The sequence below is a fragment of the Mycobacterium sp. E2497 genome, assembly GCF_001668695.1.
In the GTDB taxonomy this organism is placed as follows: domain Bacteria; phylum Actinomycetota; class Actinomycetes; order Mycobacteriales; family Mycobacteriaceae; genus Mycobacterium.
The window spans coordinates 19,475-38,369 of sequence record NZ_LZKD01000010.1; the positions used below are offsets into that span (position 1 = coordinate 19,475).

17 protein-coding genes, 1 tRNA gene and 2 pseudogenes are annotated in these 18,895 nt (G+C 65.2%); 9 read left to right on the top strand and 11 right to left on the bottom strand.

The genetic code is table 11. The annotated features are described in order from the left end of the window. Nucleotides 1-24: 24 nt before the first annotated feature. The 4 genes from A5713_RS00595 (at nucleotide 25) to A5713_RS00610 (ending at nucleotide 5,979) form a co-directional block, all read left to right on the top strand. Nucleotides 25-2,139 (top strand): UvrD-helicase domain-containing protein, encoded by a 2,115-nt coding sequence (locus A5713_RS00595; RefSeq protein ID WP_068091412.1) that lies wholly within the window; start codon nucleotides 25-27, stop codon nucleotides 2,137-2,139. Beyond that, nucleotides 2,136-4,406 (top strand): DUF262 domain-containing protein, encoded by a 2,271-nt coding sequence (locus tag A5713_RS00600; protein ID WP_068091414.1) that lies wholly within the window; start codon nucleotides 2,136-2,138, stop codon nucleotides 4,404-4,406. Before A5713_RS00595 ends, A5713_RS00600 begins: the two co-directional genes overlap by 4 nt. A gap of 215 nt (nucleotides 4,407-4,621) precedes the next feature. Next, nucleotides 4,622-5,212 (top strand): recombinase family protein, encoded by a 591-nt coding sequence (locus A5713_RS00605; RefSeq protein WP_068091507.1) that lies wholly within the window; start codon nucleotides 4,622-4,624, stop codon nucleotides 5,210-5,212. Between the two features lie 116 nt (nucleotides 5,213-5,328). Beyond that, complete coding sequence (locus A5713_RS00610; RefSeq protein ID WP_068091419.1) at nucleotides 5,329-5,979, top strand: hypothetical protein; 651 nt, start codon at nucleotides 5,329-5,331, stop codon at nucleotides 5,977-5,979. A 565-nt stretch (nucleotides 5,980-6,544) separates the two neighbouring features. Here A5713_RS00610 and A5713_RS00615 read toward each other — a convergent pair. From A5713_RS00615 to A5713_RS28020, 5 genes are all read right to left on the bottom strand, one after another. Beyond that, nucleotides 6,545-7,747, bottom strand: a complete 1,203-nt coding sequence (locus A5713_RS00615) for a hypothetical protein (RefSeq protein ID WP_156751690.1) — start codon at nucleotides 7,745-7,747, stop codon at nucleotides 6,545-6,547. An 85-nt stretch (nucleotides 7,748-7,832) separates the two neighbouring features. Continuing rightward, the gene (locus A5713_RS28585; protein ID WP_068091431.1) at nucleotides 7,833-8,231 is read right to left on the bottom strand and encodes a DUF2510 domain-containing protein; all 399 of its coding nucleotides are present in this window, start codon (nucleotides 8,229-8,231) and stop codon (nucleotides 7,833-7,835) included. Nucleotides 8,232-8,256: 25 nt separating this feature from the next. After that, nucleotides 8,257-8,649 (bottom strand): hypothetical protein, encoded by a 393-nt coding sequence (locus tag A5713_RS28590; protein ID WP_197516257.1) that lies wholly within the window; start codon nucleotides 8,647-8,649, stop codon nucleotides 8,257-8,259. Nucleotides 8,650-8,717: 68 nt separating this feature from the next. Beyond that, nucleotides 8,718-9,101 carry a DUF732 domain-containing protein gene (locus A5713_RS00630; protein ID WP_082972699.1) on the bottom strand — a complete coding sequence of 128 codons (384 nt, stop codon included), beginning with the start codon at nucleotides 9,099-9,101 and terminating at the stop codon, nucleotides 8,718-8,720. A gap of 331 nt (nucleotides 9,102-9,432) precedes the next feature. Further along, on the bottom strand, nucleotides 9,433-9,774 hold the full coding sequence (locus A5713_RS28020; RefSeq protein WP_156751691.1) for a hypothetical protein: 342 nt from the start codon (nucleotides 9,772-9,774) through the stop codon (nucleotides 9,433-9,435). Between the two features lie 158 nt (nucleotides 9,775-9,932). Between A5713_RS28020 and A5713_RS27135 the strand changes: the two genes are divergently transcribed. After that, the gene (locus A5713_RS27135) at nucleotides 9,933-10,211 is read left to right on the top strand and encodes a helix-turn-helix domain-containing protein (RefSeq protein WP_369804339.1); all 279 of its coding nucleotides are present in this window, start codon (nucleotides 9,933-9,935) and stop codon (nucleotides 10,209-10,211) included. 662 nt (nucleotides 10,212-10,873) lie between these two features. On the opposite strand, the gene A5713_RS00635 is transcribed toward A5713_RS27135, so the two are convergent. Further along, nucleotides 10,874-12,016: a hypothetical protein gene (locus tag A5713_RS00635; RefSeq protein WP_068091437.1), complete on the bottom strand. Its 1,143-nt coding sequence runs from the start codon at nucleotides 12,014-12,016 to the stop codon at nucleotides 10,874-10,876. Between the two features lie 150 nt (nucleotides 12,017-12,166). Next, complete coding sequence (locus A5713_RS00640; RefSeq protein WP_068091440.1) at nucleotides 12,167-12,646, bottom strand: hypothetical protein; 480 nt, start codon at nucleotides 12,644-12,646, stop codon at nucleotides 12,167-12,169. A gap of 384 nt (nucleotides 12,647-13,030) precedes the next feature. Between A5713_RS00640 and A5713_RS00650 the strand changes: the two genes are divergently transcribed. Then, nucleotides 13,031-13,717, top strand: coding sequence for a helix-turn-helix domain-containing protein (locus A5713_RS00650; RefSeq protein ID WP_156751692.1), 687 nt, complete (start codon nucleotides 13,031-13,033; stop codon nucleotides 13,715-13,717). Beyond that, nucleotides 13,701-14,876, top strand: a complete 1,176-nt coding sequence (locus tag A5713_RS27140) for a site-specific integrase (protein ID WP_082972700.1) — start codon at nucleotides 13,701-13,703, stop codon at nucleotides 14,874-14,876. The genes A5713_RS00650 and A5713_RS27140 overlap by 17 nt, the downstream gene beginning before the upstream one ends. On the opposite strand, the gene A5713_RS00655 is transcribed toward A5713_RS27140, so the two are convergent. Then, a tRNA-Thr gene (locus tag A5713_RS00655) sits at nucleotides 14,853-14,924 on the bottom strand. The genes A5713_RS27140 and A5713_RS00655 overlap by 24 nt on opposite strands. 28 nt (nucleotides 14,925-14,952) lie before the next feature. Beyond that, a complete protein-coding gene (locus A5713_RS00660) occupies nucleotides 14,953-15,669 on the bottom strand; it encodes a hypothetical protein (protein ID WP_067922013.1) in 717 nt (238 codons plus the stop codon). A gap of 157 nt (nucleotides 15,670-15,826) precedes the next feature. On the opposite strand from A5713_RS00660, the gene phoP reads away from it, so the two are divergent. Together phoP and A5713_RS00670 are read left to right on the top strand one after the other, a co-directional pair. Next, nucleotides 15,827-16,546, top strand: coding sequence for a two-component system response regulator PhoP (gene phoP / locus A5713_RS00665; RefSeq protein ID WP_067201572.1), 720 nt, complete (start codon nucleotides 15,827-15,829; stop codon nucleotides 16,544-16,546). Nucleotides 16,547-16,587: 41 nt separating this feature from the next. After that, nucleotides 16,588-18,046, top strand: a pseudogene (locus A5713_RS00670) (sensor histidine kinase). Between the two features lie 85 nt (nucleotides 18,047-18,131). On the opposite strand, the pseudogene A5713_RS00675 reads toward A5713_RS00670, so the two are convergent. Beyond that, nucleotides 18,132-18,422, bottom strand: a pseudogene (locus tag A5713_RS00675) (HIT family protein); the annotation flags it as partial. A gap of 37 nt (nucleotides 18,423-18,459) precedes the next feature. After that, the gene (locus A5713_RS00680) at nucleotides 18,460-18,879 is read right to left on the bottom strand and encodes a ketosteroid isomerase family protein (protein WP_067922018.1); all 420 of its coding nucleotides are present in this window, start codon (nucleotides 18,877-18,879) and stop codon (nucleotides 18,460-18,462) included. Between the last annotated feature and the right edge of the window lie 16 nt (nucleotides 18,880-18,895).

Sequence of the window (18,895 nt, forward strand, 5' to 3'; positions counted from 1 at the left end):
CACATTTGGGGAGTAGCTACCGACATGCCGACCCTCGCCATCGACAAAGGTTTTTTGTCTGACCTGGTGAAGCTGGAGAAGCCAGTCGCCAAACGGGTCACCGAGGTGTTTGACGAGTTCGACACCGCGACCCACACAGGGCTGCACCTGGAGAAGATCAACAATGCCCGCAACCCCCGGTTTCGGTCGATCCGCATCGACCAGTCCTGGCGCGGCATCCTGCTGGCCCCCGAAACCGGCGATGTCTACACCCTGTTAAAGGTGCTGCCCCACGACGACGCCTACGACTGGGCCCAGCGCAGCAACATCTCGGTGAATAAGGCCACCGGAGGCATCGAGATCCGCGACGAGGCCGCCCTGCAAGAGTCCCTCCCCGAACTGCAGAAGACCGCCCGAGCCACTGACACGCTGTTATTCGCCAACGTCAGTAACGCGGACCTCAATCGGCTCGGCATCGACGACGACACCCTGAAGTTCGCCCGTGCCTTAAGCAGCGAAACCCAACTTGAGGCTGCCAAAGCACTGCTGCCCGAAACCCAGTGGGATGTTCTGGCCGGCCTGGCCGCTGGCTTCACCCCCGACGAGGTGTGGTCGGACCTGGGTGCGGCGATCCTGGCCGAACCGGTCGACACGGATGACCTCGATGCTGCCGTGCTGCGCAGCCGCGACCGTGTCGTCCTAGTCCACGGCCCCGACGAGCTGATGAACGTTTTCGCCTACCCGTTCGCCACCTGGCGGGTCTACCTGCACCCCACCCAGCGCGCCGTAGTCGACGCGTCTTATAACGGCCCGGCGCGGGTCACTGGTGGGCCAGGAACCGGCAAAACCGTTGTGGCGCTGCACCGCGCGCACATGCTCGCCAGACGCAACGACGGACGAGTGCTCGTCACCACGTTCACGTCCACCCTGTCCGACAGCCTGCAGAACGGGCTGGACATGATCGTCGACGATGAGGATGTTGAGAACCGCATCGAGGTCGCCCACGTCGACAAACTGGCCCACCGCGTGTTCCGCCGCGCCCACGGCGCCCCCCGCCTCATCAGCGCCGATGAGGAGAAGCGGCTCTGGCGGTCCGTCATCGACAAACTCGGACTCAGCTTCACCGAAGTGTTCCTGACCGAGGAGTGGCGCCAGGTCATTCTTGCCCGCCAAATCAGTTCTGCCGACGCCTATCTGGCTGCCAAACGCACCGGCCGGGGGCGCCCGCTCGGCTCAGCGCAGCGCGCCCAGGCCTGGCAGGCGATGTGGGAATTCGAACAGCTACTCACCGAACTAGGCGCCTGGACCCACGAAACCATCCGGCGGGAAGCCACCACACTGCTGAATGCCAGCACCGATAAGCCCTACCGCCACATCATCATCGACGAAGCCCAGGACCTCAGTCCCGACCAGTGGCGACTGCTGCGCGCCGCTGCTCCGCACGTCGGCGACGATATCTTCATCGCCGGCGACACCCACCAACGCATCTACGATAACCGGGTCAGCCTGCGCGATGTCGGGATCAACATCGCCGGCCGCTCGGCACGGCTGAACCTCAACTACCGCACCACCGCCGAAATACTCGGCTGGAGCCTGGGATTGCTGCGCGGCGAACCCATCGACGACATGGAAGGAGGCCTGGACTCCATCGCCGGCTGCAAATCCTACGTGCACGGCAACCCGCCCGCATTGGCCGGATTCGACACCGCCGACGCCGAAGCAAACTTCATCGCCATCTCCGTGAATGAGTGGATCGCCCAGGGCATCTCTCCCGCAGAGATAGGCATTGCCACCCGGGCCCGCTGGTCTGGCTCCAAGATCGAAGACGTCCTGCACGCGCACGGCATTCCGACGGTGGACCTCATTAAGGCTGCCACTGGCGAGGACGCTGTCAACGTCGGCACCATGCACCGGATGAAGGGCCTGGAGTTCCGCTGCGTCGTCGCCGCCGGGGTCGGCGCCAAACTGATCCCGGCGCCAAGCTCCGTCACCCCGGTCGACCAGGACAAGCAGACCCACGACCAGGACGTCGAACGGGAGAAATGCGTCCTGTTTGTCGCATGCACCCGCGCCCGCGAACAACTCCTCGTCACCTGGCACGGAGCACCCAGCCCCTTCGTGACCGCCATTGCCCCCACATCCGAAGGAACACTTCAGTGACTCGGCTCTCCACCCTGCTCGACGAAATCGACTCCGGCGCAGTACTGCTGCCCGAGTTCCAGCGCGGATACGTCTGGAACCGCGACCAGGTGCGCGGCCTGATGCGCTCGCTCTACCGCGGCTATCCGGTCGGCGGTCTGCTGGTGTGGGAGACCACCTCACAAGACATCACGGTGCGCGGGTCGGTAGCCGGCAGCGGCAACCGACAACTGCTGCTCGACGGCCAGCAACGGGTGACCTCGATGTACGGGGTGATCCGAGGCACCCCGCCGCCGTTCTTCGAGGGCGATGCCAACGCCTTCACCGGGCTGCACTTCAACGTCGACAAAGAGGTGTTCGAGTTCTACGCTCCCACCAAGATGGCCGGCGACCCCGCGTGGGTGAACGTCACGGAACTGTTCCGCAAGGGCCCGGTCGAATACCTCACCGCCTTCCCTGGCGTCGAGAGCAATGTCCTCAAGATCTACCTGGAACGGCTCAACCGGATCAAGGAGATCGGGAACCGGAACTTCAACTCCGAGAAGATCACCGGTGCCGGGACGACCGTCGACGAAGTCGTCGACATCTTCAACAAGGTCAACTCCAGCGGCACCAAACTGTCCAAGGGGGACCTGGCCCTGGCAAAGTTATGCGCCGAATGGCCTGATGCCCGTAACGAGTTGCGGGACAGCTTAAACCGCTGGCAGGTCAAAGGCGGATACAAGTTCTCCCTGGAGTGGCTGCTGCGCAACGTCACCGCCGTCGCCACCGGGCGGGCGCTGTTCTCTTTCCTCAGCGAGGTCTCGGCCACCGACTTCCAGACCGCGCTGCGCGATTCCACCAACCACATCGGCACCTTCCTCGACGCCGCCTCCGGCCGGCTGGGCCTCGACCACGACCGCGTTCTGATGGGCCGCTACGCCACACCGGTCATCACCCGGCTGCTGCACCTCAATGGTGGTGGCTTCACCGACAGCGCCCATCGGGACAAAGTGCTGTTTTGGTACGTCCACTCCGCACTGTGGGGCCGGTTCAGCGGGTCCACCGAAACCATCCTGCAGCAGGACTATGACACGGCTGCCCGCGGCGGCGTCGACGCTCTGATCACCGCCCTCGAGCGGTCTCGCGGCGGGCAGCTGACAATCTCCCCCGACGACTTTCACGGCTCGACCCGCGGCTCCCGGTTTTACCCGCTGCTGTACCTGCTGACCCGGGTCGACGGCGCCCGCGACTTCGGCAGCGGCTTGCAGCTGCGCGCCGAACTGCTCGGCAAACTCACCTCTCTGCAGGTACACCACATCTTCCCGAAAGCGCTTCTACGCCAGTACGGATTCGACCGCGGTGAGATCAACGCGATCGCCAACTTCTGCTTCCTTACCCAGGACACCAACATCAAGATTGGCATGCGCGCCCCAGCGGACTACCTCGCCGAGGTGGAGGCCAAGCACCCGGGTGTGCTGCAGTCGCAGTGGATCCCTACCGACCCCGCGCTGTGGCAGGTCGACCGGTACGCCGACTTCCTGGCGGCCCGGCGCGAACTGCTCGCCGGGTCAGCGCAAGCCTTCCTCGACAGCCTGCGCAACCCGGAGACCCCGCACAACGAGGTGGCACTTGAACCGCTACAAGTTGAACCCGAGGCCACCGACGACCCTCGCGCCGAGCAACTCCGCGGCCTGATCGAGGAGTTGCGTGCCCGGGGGTTTGCCGAACCCGACGTCGACACGGGAATCGCTGATCCTGCTACAGGTGCCGAACTCGCTGTCGCCGAAGCATTTTGGCCCGAGGGACTGCAGACGGGACTAGGCGACCCGGTCGTTCTCGAACTTGATCCCCAGGACGCCGACCTGCCGCGACTCGAGGAGCTCGGCTACAAGGTGTTCACCTCGGTCGACGCGCTGCTCGGCTACGTCGAGTCCGAGAGTCTCACCGCCGCGGGCGAACCGTCCGCCCACAGCGCAGAACCTCTGCCGGTCAACCCGATCCAGGATGACGCCGAAGCGGAATTCGGCCGGCGGATAATGAATAACCTTGCCCGGTCCCAGGCTGAGGCGGATTCCAACCCGGCTTACTTGCGCAGCATTCTGGCCCAGCTGGGTCCGCTGCCGACCGCCCGCAAGCTTCTCGCCGCCCCTGCGGTGTCGGACGTGTTCGCGGCGTTGTGGGAACGTGGGCGGATGGATCTCACCGTCGAAGCCTTAGTGGTCGAGCCCGAATTCGCCAACCTGTTCAGCGAGGAGGAACGGCAGACTGCGCGCCGGCGGCTGCAGCAGTTCAGCTACATCACCTGATGCCCGAGCCGAGGCGCGCACCCGGATGGGCTCACCGATCGCTCGCCGCGCAGTGTCTGTCATTTCTAAAGAACTGGGACCGAGCGCGCGCTCTACTACAACCGTCAGATCTGCGCAGGTCGCCGAGTCTGATTTCCTAGTGTCACAACGCGAGTCCGACTTCCGCGAGATCTGACATCGAACTAAATGTCGGGCTCCGGTGGTTCATTGTGACCATGAGCACCGCCGCGTACCTCCGGGTGTCCACCGGGCAGCAGTCCGTCGATCAGCAGCACGACGCCATCGCTGCCGCAGGGATCACGCCCGACCGGATCTTCAGCGACACCGCCTCCGGGCGCGCTGGCAGTGACCGGCCGGGCTGGAGCGAGTGCATGGGCTGGCTCCGCGAAGGCGATCACCTCGTCGTCGTCGCCGTGGACCGACTCGGACGATCCGTTCGGGAAGTCGCCACCGCCCTGCACGAGCTGACCACCCGCGGCGTCCACGTACGGTCGCTGCGCGAGGGGGTGGACACGAGCACCCCGACGGGGCGTGCTGTCACGAGCATCATGGCCACGATCGCGGAACTGGAACTCGAACTCGGAAAGGAGCGGCGCGCCGCATCCCGCGAGGCTCGGCTCGCCCGTGGCCTGGCCGCCACCAAGCCCATGAAGCTCGACGCGGCCCAGCAGAAGCGACTCCTCCGCCTATACCAGCAGGGCGAACCGGTGAGCGAGTTGACCTCCATGTTCGGAATCAGTCGCAGCACGGTGTTCAGGACCCTGAAGGTCTTGAAGAAGCAGGACGCCGCGGTACAAGAGGTTTAGCGTCCGTTGTCGCCAAGGGCAAGGCGGTTAGCTGCGGCCTGTCGCCGACGTTGAGTATCGTCGCTGTCGTCAGCAGTCGATTGACGCCTTTCACGGCATGGTAATGCGGGGTTGCGATGAACGACGGTGTACCAGACCGGATTCGGCGCTACACCGTCGCCGACGTCGACGCGCATCGCGTCAGGTGGGTACCCGAACGGTGGACCGCCGCGTTCCAAGGCCACGAAGCTGCCCACGGCAAGCTCGCTGCCCATTCAGAAGCGGAACGTGGAATCGCGCGGCGGTTCATCCACAACCAAGCCGATGCTGATCCGGTCGACCTATTCATGATCGCTATGGCGTGGGGATTCGCTCCGAAGGACTATGGGCCGCACCGCGTCCAGACAATCCTCGCCACCGCCGGCGCGAAGGACAAGATTCGGTTCGTCGTCGCTATAACACGGACTGAGGGTGCTGGTGCTGGTTGGCACGCGCTCCTCAATACGCACAAGATTGACGGCCTGAATATGTCGTTCGGCACCAAACTGCTGTATTTCGCCGGGTACACCACTGCTCACCGGCCACGACCGCTAGTGCTCGACAAGCGGGTCCGCGACGCCCTCAATGAACCCGATATAGCGCCAGGGACGGTGCCGCCGACCGGTTTGGTGCGCCAGCCGGACTACCTCCGTTACCTAGAGCGGGCCGAGAAGTGGGCGTCTGATCCCACGTGGCAGCAGACGCCGGAAGTCGTTGAGTACGCGTTGTTTGCGATAGGGGGACGTTGATTCTGCTTTCGGCAGCGCCGTGATCGGTGAACGCCTGGGTAACGACGATCAAGGTGCTGGCCGCCGAGCCGGGGGCATCCCAGCGGCATACCGAGCGGCGATCCGGAGGGACTGCACGTCCGTCCGCTGCGGCGCATTAGGTACCAGGTGGTCAGGATTCGTTAAGCGCGTCAAGCACTTTCGGTACTCGAAGCGGCCACACCGCTGCCACGCCCACGTCCAGCCGTGCGCGGCGGCAGGGCCGCCCAATTGCTTAACCACTTCGCACTCCTCAACGTCGTCACGGTGGGGCCTTCTGCGATGTCCGGCCATCATCATTATCGCCGGATCCCGCGGGCACCCCGGTCCAGCAGGGCACCGAAAATGGTCGCTCCCACATTTCCGAACAATGCGCTTTAGGGATGTACTTCCGGCACACCCGATCGCGGGAGAACAGAACCGCCGAGAGGCGATCCCACGCTGTTCGGCAATCGGTCTGATTCGAGACACCAAAACCGCGTTGCTGCCGTTATCGGTCGCCGGTCGCCAGCGAACTCACGCAGTTGATCGCCATCGCCCGGCGTGCTTACTCGCCTTTTGCGCGACGCACAACACCCTTCCAGAAATTGGGGTAGGGGTAGCGGGTGTCCAGTTGGTCCCCGGATAAAAGCAACGTCCACGCAAGCAATACCGCTGCCGCGGCGGGGGCGGCAGGAAGGGCATGTGGAGGAACCGGAAGCGGAATAGGGACGTACCACAGATGCCCGACTCCCGGCGACAAAAGCTTTATCGGCCCTAACCACTTTTTGTTGGACTTCTCCAGCTTTCCGAGCCGTGCGCCTCGCCTGTTGCGCTCTGATTTCTTCAGGGGCTGGCCTGCAGGGTCGAATGCCGCTTCGCCGCGCTCTATGACGTCGCCCGTGTCGTAAACCCAGACCAACGTTTGGGAAATAAAGTCCGTGGTCTTAGTAGTCGCACCTTTGGCCAGCAATCTATCGAGGGCTTCGAAGCGCTGCTCACCAAGAACCCTTTTCAGCAGTTGGGTGGCCTTCCCGAGCGCCCACCGGCACCACTTCGAAATACCTCGTGGCAATTCCTTGACAGCTTCCTCCACTGCCCAGGAGCCCGGCTCCTCTAAGAGGTCGCGCAAGACGTCCACGAGTTCCTTGTTGGCCGGGAGTGGGATGGCGTCCATGACCGGGACGGCAGTTAGTCCGACGAACACACTGGTGATCGATTCCGCGGTCTGGCGTCGAATGACCCGGATCGCGTGGCCCACAGCGTCGCCATAGACCTGCCCAGGGGGTTCGGGGGTTGGGTCGTCGTCGGTGCCAACCTGCAGCAGCCTGATCAGGCCCTCGTCTGCAGCTCCTGGGGATCCGAAAGCGGTCACCTCAAGAACGGCGCGCGCTTCCGTCGGCCAGTCGGGGACGTCGGCGAGTTTGAGGTTCCCGTCCAGCGTTTCCAGTGGCTGCGCGAGAGCAATCTCAGTCGAAACCCCGGCGTCCAGCACCGACAGTGCCCCGAGGGCTAAGTTGATCTCCGACTCGAAGGCGGGCAGATCGTTCAATGTCGCATCAAGTGCGGCGACGAAATCCTCGTGGACCGCGGCCCAGTTCCGCATCGCCTCGTCAATACCCTGGCGGGCTTGCTCGACGCTCAAACCGCTATCTGGATCTCGCTCGTCAGTGCGCATGTCGAAACGTGCGGTACGGACGGCACCGATCACGCCCTCGAGTGCCTTTTCGATCGGGACAACGTGGGGTTTTAAGGCTTGTGGAAGTGCCATCGGGCAAGCAAAGCAGACCCGATGGAGCTGCAGTGTGTATTTCGAGGCCGACCTTCGAGTCGTTCATGTCCCGGTTGCTGGTTAATCACCGAGGCGGTAGGTCGCTCCACCCCTTGCCATTCCAGTAACGCTCTTTGCCGGTGCCCGCCGGGTCGGGGTACCAGCCGCGCTTCGTGGCTCCCGAAGGCGGCGGAAGGGTCTTTGTGGGCGCCGCCGTGGGCTGGTTGGCGCGGTAGAGGACCACGGCGCTGATCAGTAGTCCCACGCCCAGGACGATGAAGACGGTCGCCCAGAGCTGGTGCTCGGAGAGCAGCGGTGCGCACGCCGTCTCCACGTAGGGGTCGAGGGTGCCCGAGCCCCCGCCGAACGCGGAGCCGCACGAGATGCCCTGCGCCGAGGCGAGCGAGATGTTGGTGTTGCCGATGACCAGGCCCGCGATGATGGCGACGATGCCGAGCGGCAACACGATCCGGAGGGCGGTCATCGGTCGTCCCCTGCACGAAAGGGCATCACGACACCTTGGTGAGGGTGAACGTGTCGGGGCCGTACGTTCGGGGCGGGTCGCCGCACACCCCGGCCGTGCTCGTCGTGGTGCTGGTGCCGGTAAGCGTTGCGGCGTCGACCGAAATGGTGACCGTCGCCTGGGCCGTGGTGCCGTCCCTGCAGTGCACCGCGTCCGGTGGGTTGACCGTGGCGACCCATCGGCCATTGCTCAACTTGAGGTCGTAGTTGGCGGCGCTGTGGCTGGTGAACACGTGGGCGCACCCGGGACCGCAGGGGGTGACCGTCCAGGTCGAGGTGAAGCCCGTCTCGTTCACGTAGTTGTAGGTGCCACTCAACCCGTCGTCGGCCCGCGCGGGGGATGCGTAGCCAACGGTGGCCGCCGCGACAAGTGCTGCCACCGTGAGACTACGTTTGGTGTGCACGTTCCTCCTCCCTAATGGTCCGAGCCGGTAAGCGCCGCATCGGGTCAGCCTCCTGCGTACCCGGCCCGCACAGCGCGGACTTCGGGCGCCTGGACCGCCTGGGCCAGTTCCTCGATCTGCCAGCCCTGCGCCGGGCACAGCCACCGGATCGCGGCGCCGACCTCGTAGGCGGTCTCGACGAAGGACAACCCCGAGGGGCCTGCCGAGTTGGCTGCGACGTTGGCCCACGACGGTTGGTGGTTGGCGTCCAGTGCGTGGCACATCGTGTAGCCGTTGGCCAGCAGCTGGTCGCTCGTTCCCGGGGTGCCGTGGGCCTTCAGCTGGTTGACGTAACCCGCCTGCGCGGCGTCGGCGTGGGCGCTACCCGAGGCGTACAACGGCGTTAAAGCGAGGGCAGCTGCGGCGAGTACCGCCCCGATAACCCTCATCAGATGGTCGCTCCTTCAAGGCATGCGGTTCGTGGAGTCGCAATGGCCGGGCTCGGATCAGTTCCACAACCCTGGGCAATATCGAGGGTCGACGCTGTTGCACGGTGGGAAGTGCCCGTTGGGCGGTGGTGGTGGCTCCGGCGGGTAGCACCCCATTTGGTACGGCCAGGTGTAGGCGGGTCTGGCCACCCAGTTCGCAGGGCATCCCTGCGGCGCCAGCGAGCCCAGCGGCGCCCCGACCAACGCCATTGCGACAGCTACCGCGGCGACGGTGTTGAGCATCATTTGCCTCTTCGATTCTTTCCAGGTCGCCAGTTTCGACGGCCTAGAATCAGGGTCCCCAGGGTGTGCTGTGGGCTGGGTCGATGGGGCCGCGCGGTTGGATCGGTACGGCGTTGGTCGGATAGGGATCGGAGTATTGGCCCGGGTTGCCTGGGGAGCCAGGGGACCCAGGAATTAGGCAGTCGGCGACATTCCCGAGCGCGTCGAAGGTGCAGCACACGCCTTGGGCGTTGCAGACTTGGCGATCCGGCTTGAACGCGTCGGCCACCACGAAGTGCTTGTCATGTGGCTCGTAGTTCTGGGCAGCAGCCGTGGTCGCCGTGGCGGCGACTACTGGCACGCTGAACGCGACGGCGGCAAGTCCTCCAGCAAATGCTTTCGTGAATTTCATTTCGGTTGTCGCATTCTTGGAGAACCGGAGTTGAGAGCCGCCTGCCCGATGCCCCAGGACGCCGGTGATCGAGCCAACGTGGCAACTTTATAGGCCGGTTAGACATGGGGTCAATACGCATGCGTACCTCACGCTCTGGTCGATTCCGCGTGGGCCGTATGTGGTTGCCCTCGTGTCTGACGACGGATCCAAGCCACCTCTCAACGAGACCACCCGCGTGTTCGGCGAACGGGTCCGCGACCGTCGCATGGCCCTGGGCCTCAGCCCAGGAAGCCGCAGCTGTCCGCTGCGGAATCCATTGGACTCAGCTCGGCAAGGTGGAACGGGGACAACGAAGCCTTAGGTTGGAGACCATCGTGAAGATCGCCGACGGCCTCGAGATCGACGCTGGAGACCTCGTAAGCGAATTGCCATTACCGCCCGGAGAACCTGCGTGACGAAAGTCAGAATTGGGCGGTTCACTTCCCGCTGGGCTCCCGTCAGCGTCGCATTTGAGCTCCGTCGCCCAGCTCGACATCGTTGATCCGAGTGGGAGATCCTGCCCAGGCTCGGCGCCGAGCTTTCGGCCGCCCATCCGAAGCGCGAATCCGAACTGGCGATTGGGTCGTACTTAACGGCCCGATATTTGAGGAAGATTTGATGATTCCCGCACAGTCCCGATACAAAAAAGCCTGCTCGCAAGCAGGGAGGCCACCGTGCCATCTGCGTGCACGGGGTCCAGACGCTCGTACTTGCGATGTAGTTGTGTCGCTGGAGATGATGCGCTGGTGTCGCGGGTCCTGTGCGATGTTTATCGCTGCACCCCAGCATCCAGTCGGCAACCGCTGGGTAGTAGTGGCGGCATGGGTAGGCCAACGTCGTGAGCTGCGGCGAGTGTGCCGCAAGGACCCGAGGGCAGCGGCTCGTTGACCTACGTGTGACCCCCAGGCAGGCGGGCACGGCCGAGTCAGCTAGGGGAAGAACGGCGTGAGGCTGGTCATCGCCCCCTCGTTCCCCCCTGCCAGACTGCTTTGCTTCCTCTCCCTCTACCCCCCTACCCCTCGTATAGGAGGTAACTGGCCGTGACCTGCTCTGATCGAGGGCGCCCGGCAGGGTCGAATCAGGGGCGCCTGGAGTCTTTGAGGCGCAGCTGAAGGCCGTGTTCGCTGGCCACGTCGGTCATGGTTCGGCCGAGGATGTCGGCATCGGTGTCGGCTACTAGGAAGGAGTCGTGGACCGGCAGGGGGCACCGCCCGGTGCTGTCGAGCATCCTGGTCAGGACCTTGATCGCCATGTCGGAATCCCTGCGCTGGAACGCCGCCCCGCAGTCTGAACCGAAGTGCTCCTTGATCCCGGAATGCTTGGTCTCGATCGCGGCCACTACCCCTTCGGCCAGCTTGAGACATGGTGCCCGATCGCTCGAAGTGAGGCCGCTCGCCGCCCGCAACTCGGGGTCTTTACGCAGTGCCTCGGTGATCGCGAGTGTCGCCTTGCGGACGGTGGCGGCGTTGAACAGCGTGTTCACCGCCATCTTGACCAGCCCCCTACTGAATCCGCGAATGGCGTATTGGTCGTCGGGCGGTAGCGCCGTCCCGGCTTCGCAGTAGGCCATGCTGATGTGCATGTTGGAGTAGTCGATTTCGACCATTGGGCGCGTGGTGTCGTCGATGGCCACCGTTATCTCGAGGCGCTGCCCGGACGACATGTTCTGGTACGAGGCGCCGTGGCAGTAGAGGCGCCCGCCGCGGTCGAAGGACCCGTTGAAGATCCGGCGGAGCGGCGGGACGCCGAGCCGATCTCCTTGGTGGTGCAGCTCGAGCAGCGCTACCTCTTCGTTGATGACGCGCAGCTGGTCTCGCATCGTCGTCGTCTCCGCCGTCTCGACATAGTCGATGTCGGCCTTGTCGGCGCGGTCACGCAAGACGACGGTCTCCACGCGCCTGGGCACGCCCCGGGGCTCGGAGGGGTCCACCAGTGGCCCGATCAGTCCCATGAGCGTGGCGGTCGCCCAGGACACCGACTGCAATCCCCTCCAGGTGCGCAAGGTTCCCGACCAGCGCCCGACCTCTTGCTCGATTAGCGTGGCGCCCCGCAAGATGTCCATGGCGCCCGTCACGTAGTGCCAGGTGTAGAAGGCGTCGCCTTCCCGGTACCGCTTGGGCACGCGGTAGAAATCCTTTGCCCGGGCGTAGTGCACCCCGTAACCGGTCTGCTTTTTCGCCACCACCATCGACCGCGCGACACTCGCGACCGCGTACCGCATTCGATCGGTCGCGTTGTCCGGCAGGAAAGGGCGAAGTGGCTCGACCAACGGCCGTAGTTGGTCATGGTGCCACCTCAGGACAAGGGGGCTGTGGTTACCCCACAGGGGGTCGGCAAAGAGGCTCTCGGTGAGCATCTCAGGCCTTCGGGCTTACCGGTCGGACTGTTGCGGGACATCATCGACGAGTTGGTCGTCCGCGGGGCCAGGCGGCGCGAGGTAATAAATCACGCCCTCATCACCGGTGTCGTCAAGGAGCAAGTACGTGTCGTCTTCTTCGTTGTGTACCGAGTTAGGGTCGGTGTGCGGCCGGGGCTCTATCCGGATCCGGGTGAGCACCGTTCGGCCGTCGCTGTAGGTGTTCCAATCCTCCGCAAAGGTGTCCCAGTCCGCCTCCAAATCCCAGTCGTCGGGCACCAACGCGAATAGTGTGGCCGCACAAACGCCCTCCCAGATGCGGAACACCTCGTCCCGCAAATTTGATGACTCGTCGGCATCGAGCAGCCCAGCCTCTGCGAGCTCGGTCATTCGGTCTTCCAAGGCCCCAAGCTGCTCAGTGAGCATGACGTACTCGTACTTCGCTTTGTCGGCGATAGCCTGCGGGTTCTCGTTGACCGCCGGTGTCCTCGACATGTGATGTGCCCCCTCAATGGAGTCGGTGATGTTTTGTCAGCCCGCGGCGTGGGCGCCTATGTTGGTCGTTTGGCCACCCCCTCCGCTCCGCTACATATCAGTGCGGACGTGCAGGGACTCCTCGAGCCACTGCTCAACATCGACCCACCGGTACAGCACGCGCCGACGCCCAGCGCGTACAAACTTTGGCCCATCGCCTCGGTATCGCATCTGTGCGAGGCTCGCGGACGTAGTGCGCAGGGCGTCCGCAACCTCGGCCGGTGTGGCCAGCTCTGAGATCATTCGGAGACTCCCGTCAAGGTTCTGGTTTTCTGGAGGGCTGTTATCTTGATACGCCTCGGACAGCGCGGAGTCAACTCTCCCGTTTTCTAGTAGGCTGTGATTATGGATACTCCAGCTCCGGAAGCTGGCGGCGCTGCCATGCGGTTGGCCGAGGTGATCGGCAAGAACGCCCATCGGTTGAGAAAAGCTGCGGAATTGACGCTTGACCAGGTGAGTATCGCGGCGCGCAAGCGGGGGCTAAATTGGTCGGAATCTCGTGTCGCGGACTTCGAATCCGGACGGGTTGCGCCAAACCTCGCGACGCTCGTCGCCCTTTGCTTGGCGTTGGAGGACGCAGGCTGCGCCGATGCCGCACTGCCCGAGCTGCTTCGCTCCGAAGCCCCCATCCAGCTCAACGAATCGCTGTTGCTGTCGAGTGAGCAGATCGTCGACCTGGTCACATATCAGCCAGGCTTCAGGGGGCTGCCGTCACCCGAGTGGGTAACCGCTGCGATAACCGCTGGCTGGGAGGCCCATCAAGAGTCGATATTGGCGGGAGCATCGTTGATCGCGGGGGGGATAACCGATGCCCCTGGCGCAACCGAGGAGCGGACGAGGAAGGCTCTTGGTATCTCGCGGGCGGAGCTGAAGGAATGGTCGACAACGTTGTGGAAGAAGAGTTTCTCGGAGGAACGCGATCGACGAGCTGGCGCCGGGGCGAACGCCCAGAAGCGTGGCCAAGTCAGCCGTGAGCTGCGGAAAGAGCTCCAGGCTGCGATAGAGGCGGCGGCTCGTGGCGACGATAAGTAGTTACGACACTGCACACGGAAAGCGCTATCGCGTCCGGTACCGCACGCCCGACCGCAGGCAGACCGACAAGCGCGGTTTCAGGACCAAGCGGGACGCCGAGCAATTCGCCGCCACCGTGGAAGTGGCCAAGCTGCGCGGGGAGTACATTTCACCGACGCTGGGTCGCATCACCATACGGGAACTCGGCCCGGCGTGGCTGGAGCGCCGCCAGGGTCACATGAAGCCGTCTGGCTTCCGGTCGTACGAAAGCGCCTGGCGGGTCCACGTCGAGCCCACCTGGGGACGCAGCCGGGTGTCCGAGATCCGCTTCACCGCGGTGCAGGCATGGGTCTCGCAACTCGCTACAAACCGAGGTCCGGTCGTTGTGCAGACGGCCTACTCGGTACTGGCACGGATACTGGACGACGCGGTGCAGGACCGCCTTCTGGCGTCGAACCCCGCCCGCGGCGTGAAGCTGCCCAAGCGCCCCCCACGGCGCAACGTGTACCTGACCGCAGGCCAGCTAAACGCGCTCGCCGACGAATCGGGGCGCTACCGCTCGCTTGTGCTTCTCCTGGGTGTGGGAGGACTGCGCTGGGGCGAGGCGGCGGGGCTGCGGGTTGGCGACGTCAACTTTTTGCGCCGACGCATCGAGTTGCACCGCAACGCCGTGCAGGTGGGCACCAAGATCGTGGTCGGCACCCTGAAGTCGAATGAGAACCGGGCTGTGGTGCTGCCCGAGTTCGTCATTGACGCACTCGCCGAGGTCGCCCGGGGCAAGGGCCGCGACGATCTGTTCTGGCCGACGCCGTCCGGCCGCTACATGGGGCCGCCCGCGTCAAAGGACTCCTGGCTATCCGGCGCGGTCGCACGGTGCCGAAAGGCCGATCCCACGTTTCCGCGCGTGACGGCTCACGCCCTGCGGCACACGGCGGCGTCGCTCGCGATCAGTGCCGGGGCGAATCCGAAGGTGGTGCAACGGATGTTGGGGCACGCCAGCGCCGCGATGACCCTGGACGTCTACGCCGATTTGTTCGACTCAGACCTCTCATCTGTTGCAGAGAGTGTGGGCAAACTGTGGGCAAAAACGTCGCAACCGCACGATCGTTCGACGGCGAAAACGCCTCTACCAGCACCGACCGGAACCGAAAGTGGGAGCCCCCTGTCAGGATTGAACTGACGACCGCTCGCTTACAAGGCGAGTGCTCTACCACTGAGCTAAGGAGGCCGGGTCAAGCGGGGTCAAGCCTAATCGGTCACTCGCCGGTGTCGATCATGCGCGTTGAGCGCACCGCCCGCGACGACGGACGGCGCCGGCCCGGCAGGGGGATGCGGTCGGCGATGTTGCTCAGCGGGTTGACCACCATGGTCAGCGCGACGACGGCGTCCTGCAGCGTGGCGATCGCCGGCTCCAGCGCCTCCATCCCGGGCGTCAGCCGCGCCAGGGTGTCGGCGACGTCGGCGAGCTGATCCAGCGGCCCGTTTCTCGCTGTCAGCTTGTCGACCAGGCCACCGTCGGCCAGCAGCCGATCGGCCAGCCCATCCTCGGCCAGCAGCCGCTCGATCAAGCCGTCCTCCGAGACCAGCTGATCGGCCAGCCCGCCGGGCTGCAGCGTGCGGTGCAGTCCGCCGCCCTCGGCGGTCAGGCGGTCCAGCAGACCGCCATCCGAGGTGAGCATGTCGACCACGCCGCCCGGGCGCAGCAGTCGGTCGATCGGTCCGTCCGGCGCGACCGCCCGCCCGAGTGGCGCGTCGTCGTCGAGCAACCGGGCGAGCCGGTTGGCGCGAACGATCGCGTCGTCGATTCCGAGCATGGACGTCATGGCCGTCGTTCCGGCGGCACCGCCGTCACCCAGCGCTCGTTTCGCCACCCCCACCGCCGCGCTGGCGACGGTCAGGCTGGCGTCCGCGGCCGCAAGCCCCACGCGCGCCGGGGCGGTCGCGGCCGAGACGATGCGTGCGGCGAGGTTCATCCCACGAGTTTATTCGCGACGCGAGGGCGTCAAGCTGCGCAGGTCCACGCCACGGTCGCGATTCCTGGCAGACTACTATCAGAGTGTTGGCACTGAGCTCTCAGCAACCACACAATCTTCACATAGCTAACGTACAACCAAGGGGTAGAAGAACCTGATGACCGCGGCAACCCCAAGCGAAACCAAACCGGAGGCTCGCGTCCTAGTGGTCGACGACGAGGCCAACATCGTCGAGCTGCTCTCGGTGAGCCTGAAGTTCCAGGGGTTCGAGGTCTATACCGCGACCAACGGAGCCCAGGCGCTGGACCGGGCGCGGGAAGCCCGGCCCGACGCGGTGATCCTGGACGTGATGATGCCCGGCATGGACGGGTTCGGGGTGCTGCGGCGCCTGCGCGCCGACGGTATCGACGCCCCGGCGTTGTTCCTGACGGCCCGGGATTCCTTGCAGGACAAGATCGCCGGCCTGACCCTGGGCGGCGACGACTACGTGACCAAGCCGTTCAGCCTCGAAGAGGTGGTTGCCCGGTTGCGCGTCATCCTCCGTCGCGCGGGCAAGGGGGGAGCGGAGCCCCGCAGCGCCCGCCTCACCTTCGCCGACATCGAACTCGACGAGGAGACCCACGAGGTGTGGAAGGCCGGTGAACCGGTCTCGTTGTCGCCCACCGAGTTCACGCTGCTGCGTTACTTTGTGATCAATGCGGGCACGGTGCTCAGCAAGCCCAAGATCCTCGACCATGTGTGGCGTTACGACTTCGGAGGTGACGTCAATGTCGTCGAGTCCTACGTGTCGTACCTGCGGCGCAAGATCGATACCGGGGAGAAGCGGCTGCTGCATACCTTGCGCGGGGTGGGCTATGTGTTGCGGGAACCGCGTTGAGCCCGCGGTCGGTCACCGCCGGTAGCGAAGCGTCACCCTCGATGGCCAAGCAGTATCGACGTGGATTGCCGCTTCGGGTGGGGCTGGTCGCCGCCACCCTGGTGCTGGTGGCCTGCGGCCTGGCCGTGTCGGGCATCGCGGTCACGTCGATCCTGCGGCACAGCCTGGTCTCCCGGATCGACCAGACACTGCTCGACGCGTCGCGCGGCTGGGCGCAGGCCCCGCGCAAGCAGTCGCCGCCCCCTTACGAGGGCCCCGATCCGGGCCGCCCGCCGTCCAAGTTCTACGTGCGCGGCATCAGCACCGACGGCACCCCGTTCACCGCCATCAACGACCGCAACTCCGAACCGGCACTGCCGCCCAACAACGACGTGGGCCCCAACCCGACGACGCTGCCGTCGGTCAACGGGTCGGACATCCAGTGGCGCGCGGTGTCGGTGCGCGGCCCGCACGGCCTGACGACCGTCGCGATCGACCTGTCCGACGTCCAACACACGGTCAGCTCCCTGGTGTGGCTGCAGATCGGCATCGGGGTCGCGGTGCTCGTCGTGGTCGGCATCGCCGGGTTCGCGGTGGTTCAGCGCAGCCTGCGGCCGCTGTCCGAGGTCGAAAAGACCGCCGCGGCGATCGCCGCGGGCCAGCTGGATCGCCGTGTCCCGGAACGTGATCCGCGCACCGAGGTGGGCCGGCTGTCGCTCGCCCTCAACGGAATGCTCGCGCAGATCCAGGAAGCCCTCGCGTCCTCGGAGTCCTCGGCGGAGAAGGCGCGCGGTTCGGAGGAGCGGATGCGGCGGTTCATCACCGACGCCAGCCACGAGCTGCGCACCCCGCTGACGACCATTCGGGGCTTCGCGGAGTTGTATCGCCAGGGCGCCGCGCGCGACGTCGCCATGCTGTTGTCGCGCATCGAGAGCGAAGCCAGCCGGATGGGATTGCTGGTCGACGACCTGCTGCTGTTGGCCCGCCTGGATGTGCAACGACCGCTCGAACACAACCGGGTCGACCTGCTCGCGCTGGCCAGCGACGCCGTGCACGACGCGCAGGCGATGGATCCGAAACGCAACATCGCCATGGAGGTGCTGGACGGCCCGGGCACCCCTGAGGTGCTCGGCGACGAACCGCGGATCCGGCAGGTGCTGAGCAACCTCATCGCCAACGCCCTGCAGCACACCCCGACCAACGCCGACGTCACCGTGCGGGTCGGCACCGCCGGCGACGACGCGGTGCTCGAAGTGGCCGACAGGGGCCCCGGCATGACCGAGCAGGACGCGTCGCGGGTGTTCGAGCGGTTCTATCGCACCGACTCGTCGCGGGCGCGCGCCAGCGGCGGTACGGGGTTGGGGCTATCGATCGTCGACTCGCTGGTCCGCGCGCACGGCGGCGCCGTCACGGTGACCACCTCGCCCGGCGAGGGCTGCCGTTTCCGCGTCACGCTGCCGCGCGTCAGCGAGGTGCCGGCGCAGGAACCGGTTCACGCCAACTGAGCCAGGGCCGCCTTGATCTTGGCTTGCGCCTCGTCCAGCGATTCCGGTGACGGGTTGCGGTCGACGTTGGCGAAGCCGAAGTCGCTGAGGCGGCGGGTGGGGAACACATGCACGTGCAGATGGGGCACCTCCAGGCCGGCGATGATCACCCCCGCACGCTCGGTCTTGAAGGCCTTGCAGACCGCCTTGCCGATGAGCTGACTCACCGCCATGATCCGGGCGAACGTCGCGCCATCGACGTCCTGCCACTGGTCGATTTCGGCCCGCGGCACGACGAGCGTGTGCCCCTGGGTCATGGGCTCGATCGTCAAGAACGCGACGACGTCGTCGTCCTCGTAGACGAAGCGGCCGGGAAGTTCACGGTTGATGATCTTGGTGAAGATCGACGCCATGGCCCCAGCATAGGGGCGGGGGCCGGACGAGCCCGCGTCAGTCCTCCTGGCCGAACTCCATGACGTCGAGGTTCCAATAGCCCCGCATGTTGGTGATCAGTCCCGCATCGTTGACCTTGTAGGTGAACACGCCACGTACCTTGCTGGTCATGCCACCCTCAAACTTGCTCTGCAGCACCAGAATATGAGCGATTTCGTCGGGCGAGCTCGACGGGAAAGTCTCCTCGCAAGTGATGGTCAGCTGGTTCTTGGCGATGTTGTTGTCGAAAAACTCGCCGACGGCTGCCTTGCCGCGCACACCGGTGCCGTCGGGGTTGGTGACGGACTTGCCGATCGGGTCCTCGATGACCACATCGTCGGTCATCAGCGCCAGCCAGCCGTCCCGATCTTTGGCCTGTGCGCAGCGCCATGATGACTGCGACGCGGTCAGTGCCGGGGATTGGGCGGTTTGCGTCATGGTTATCTCTCCTGTC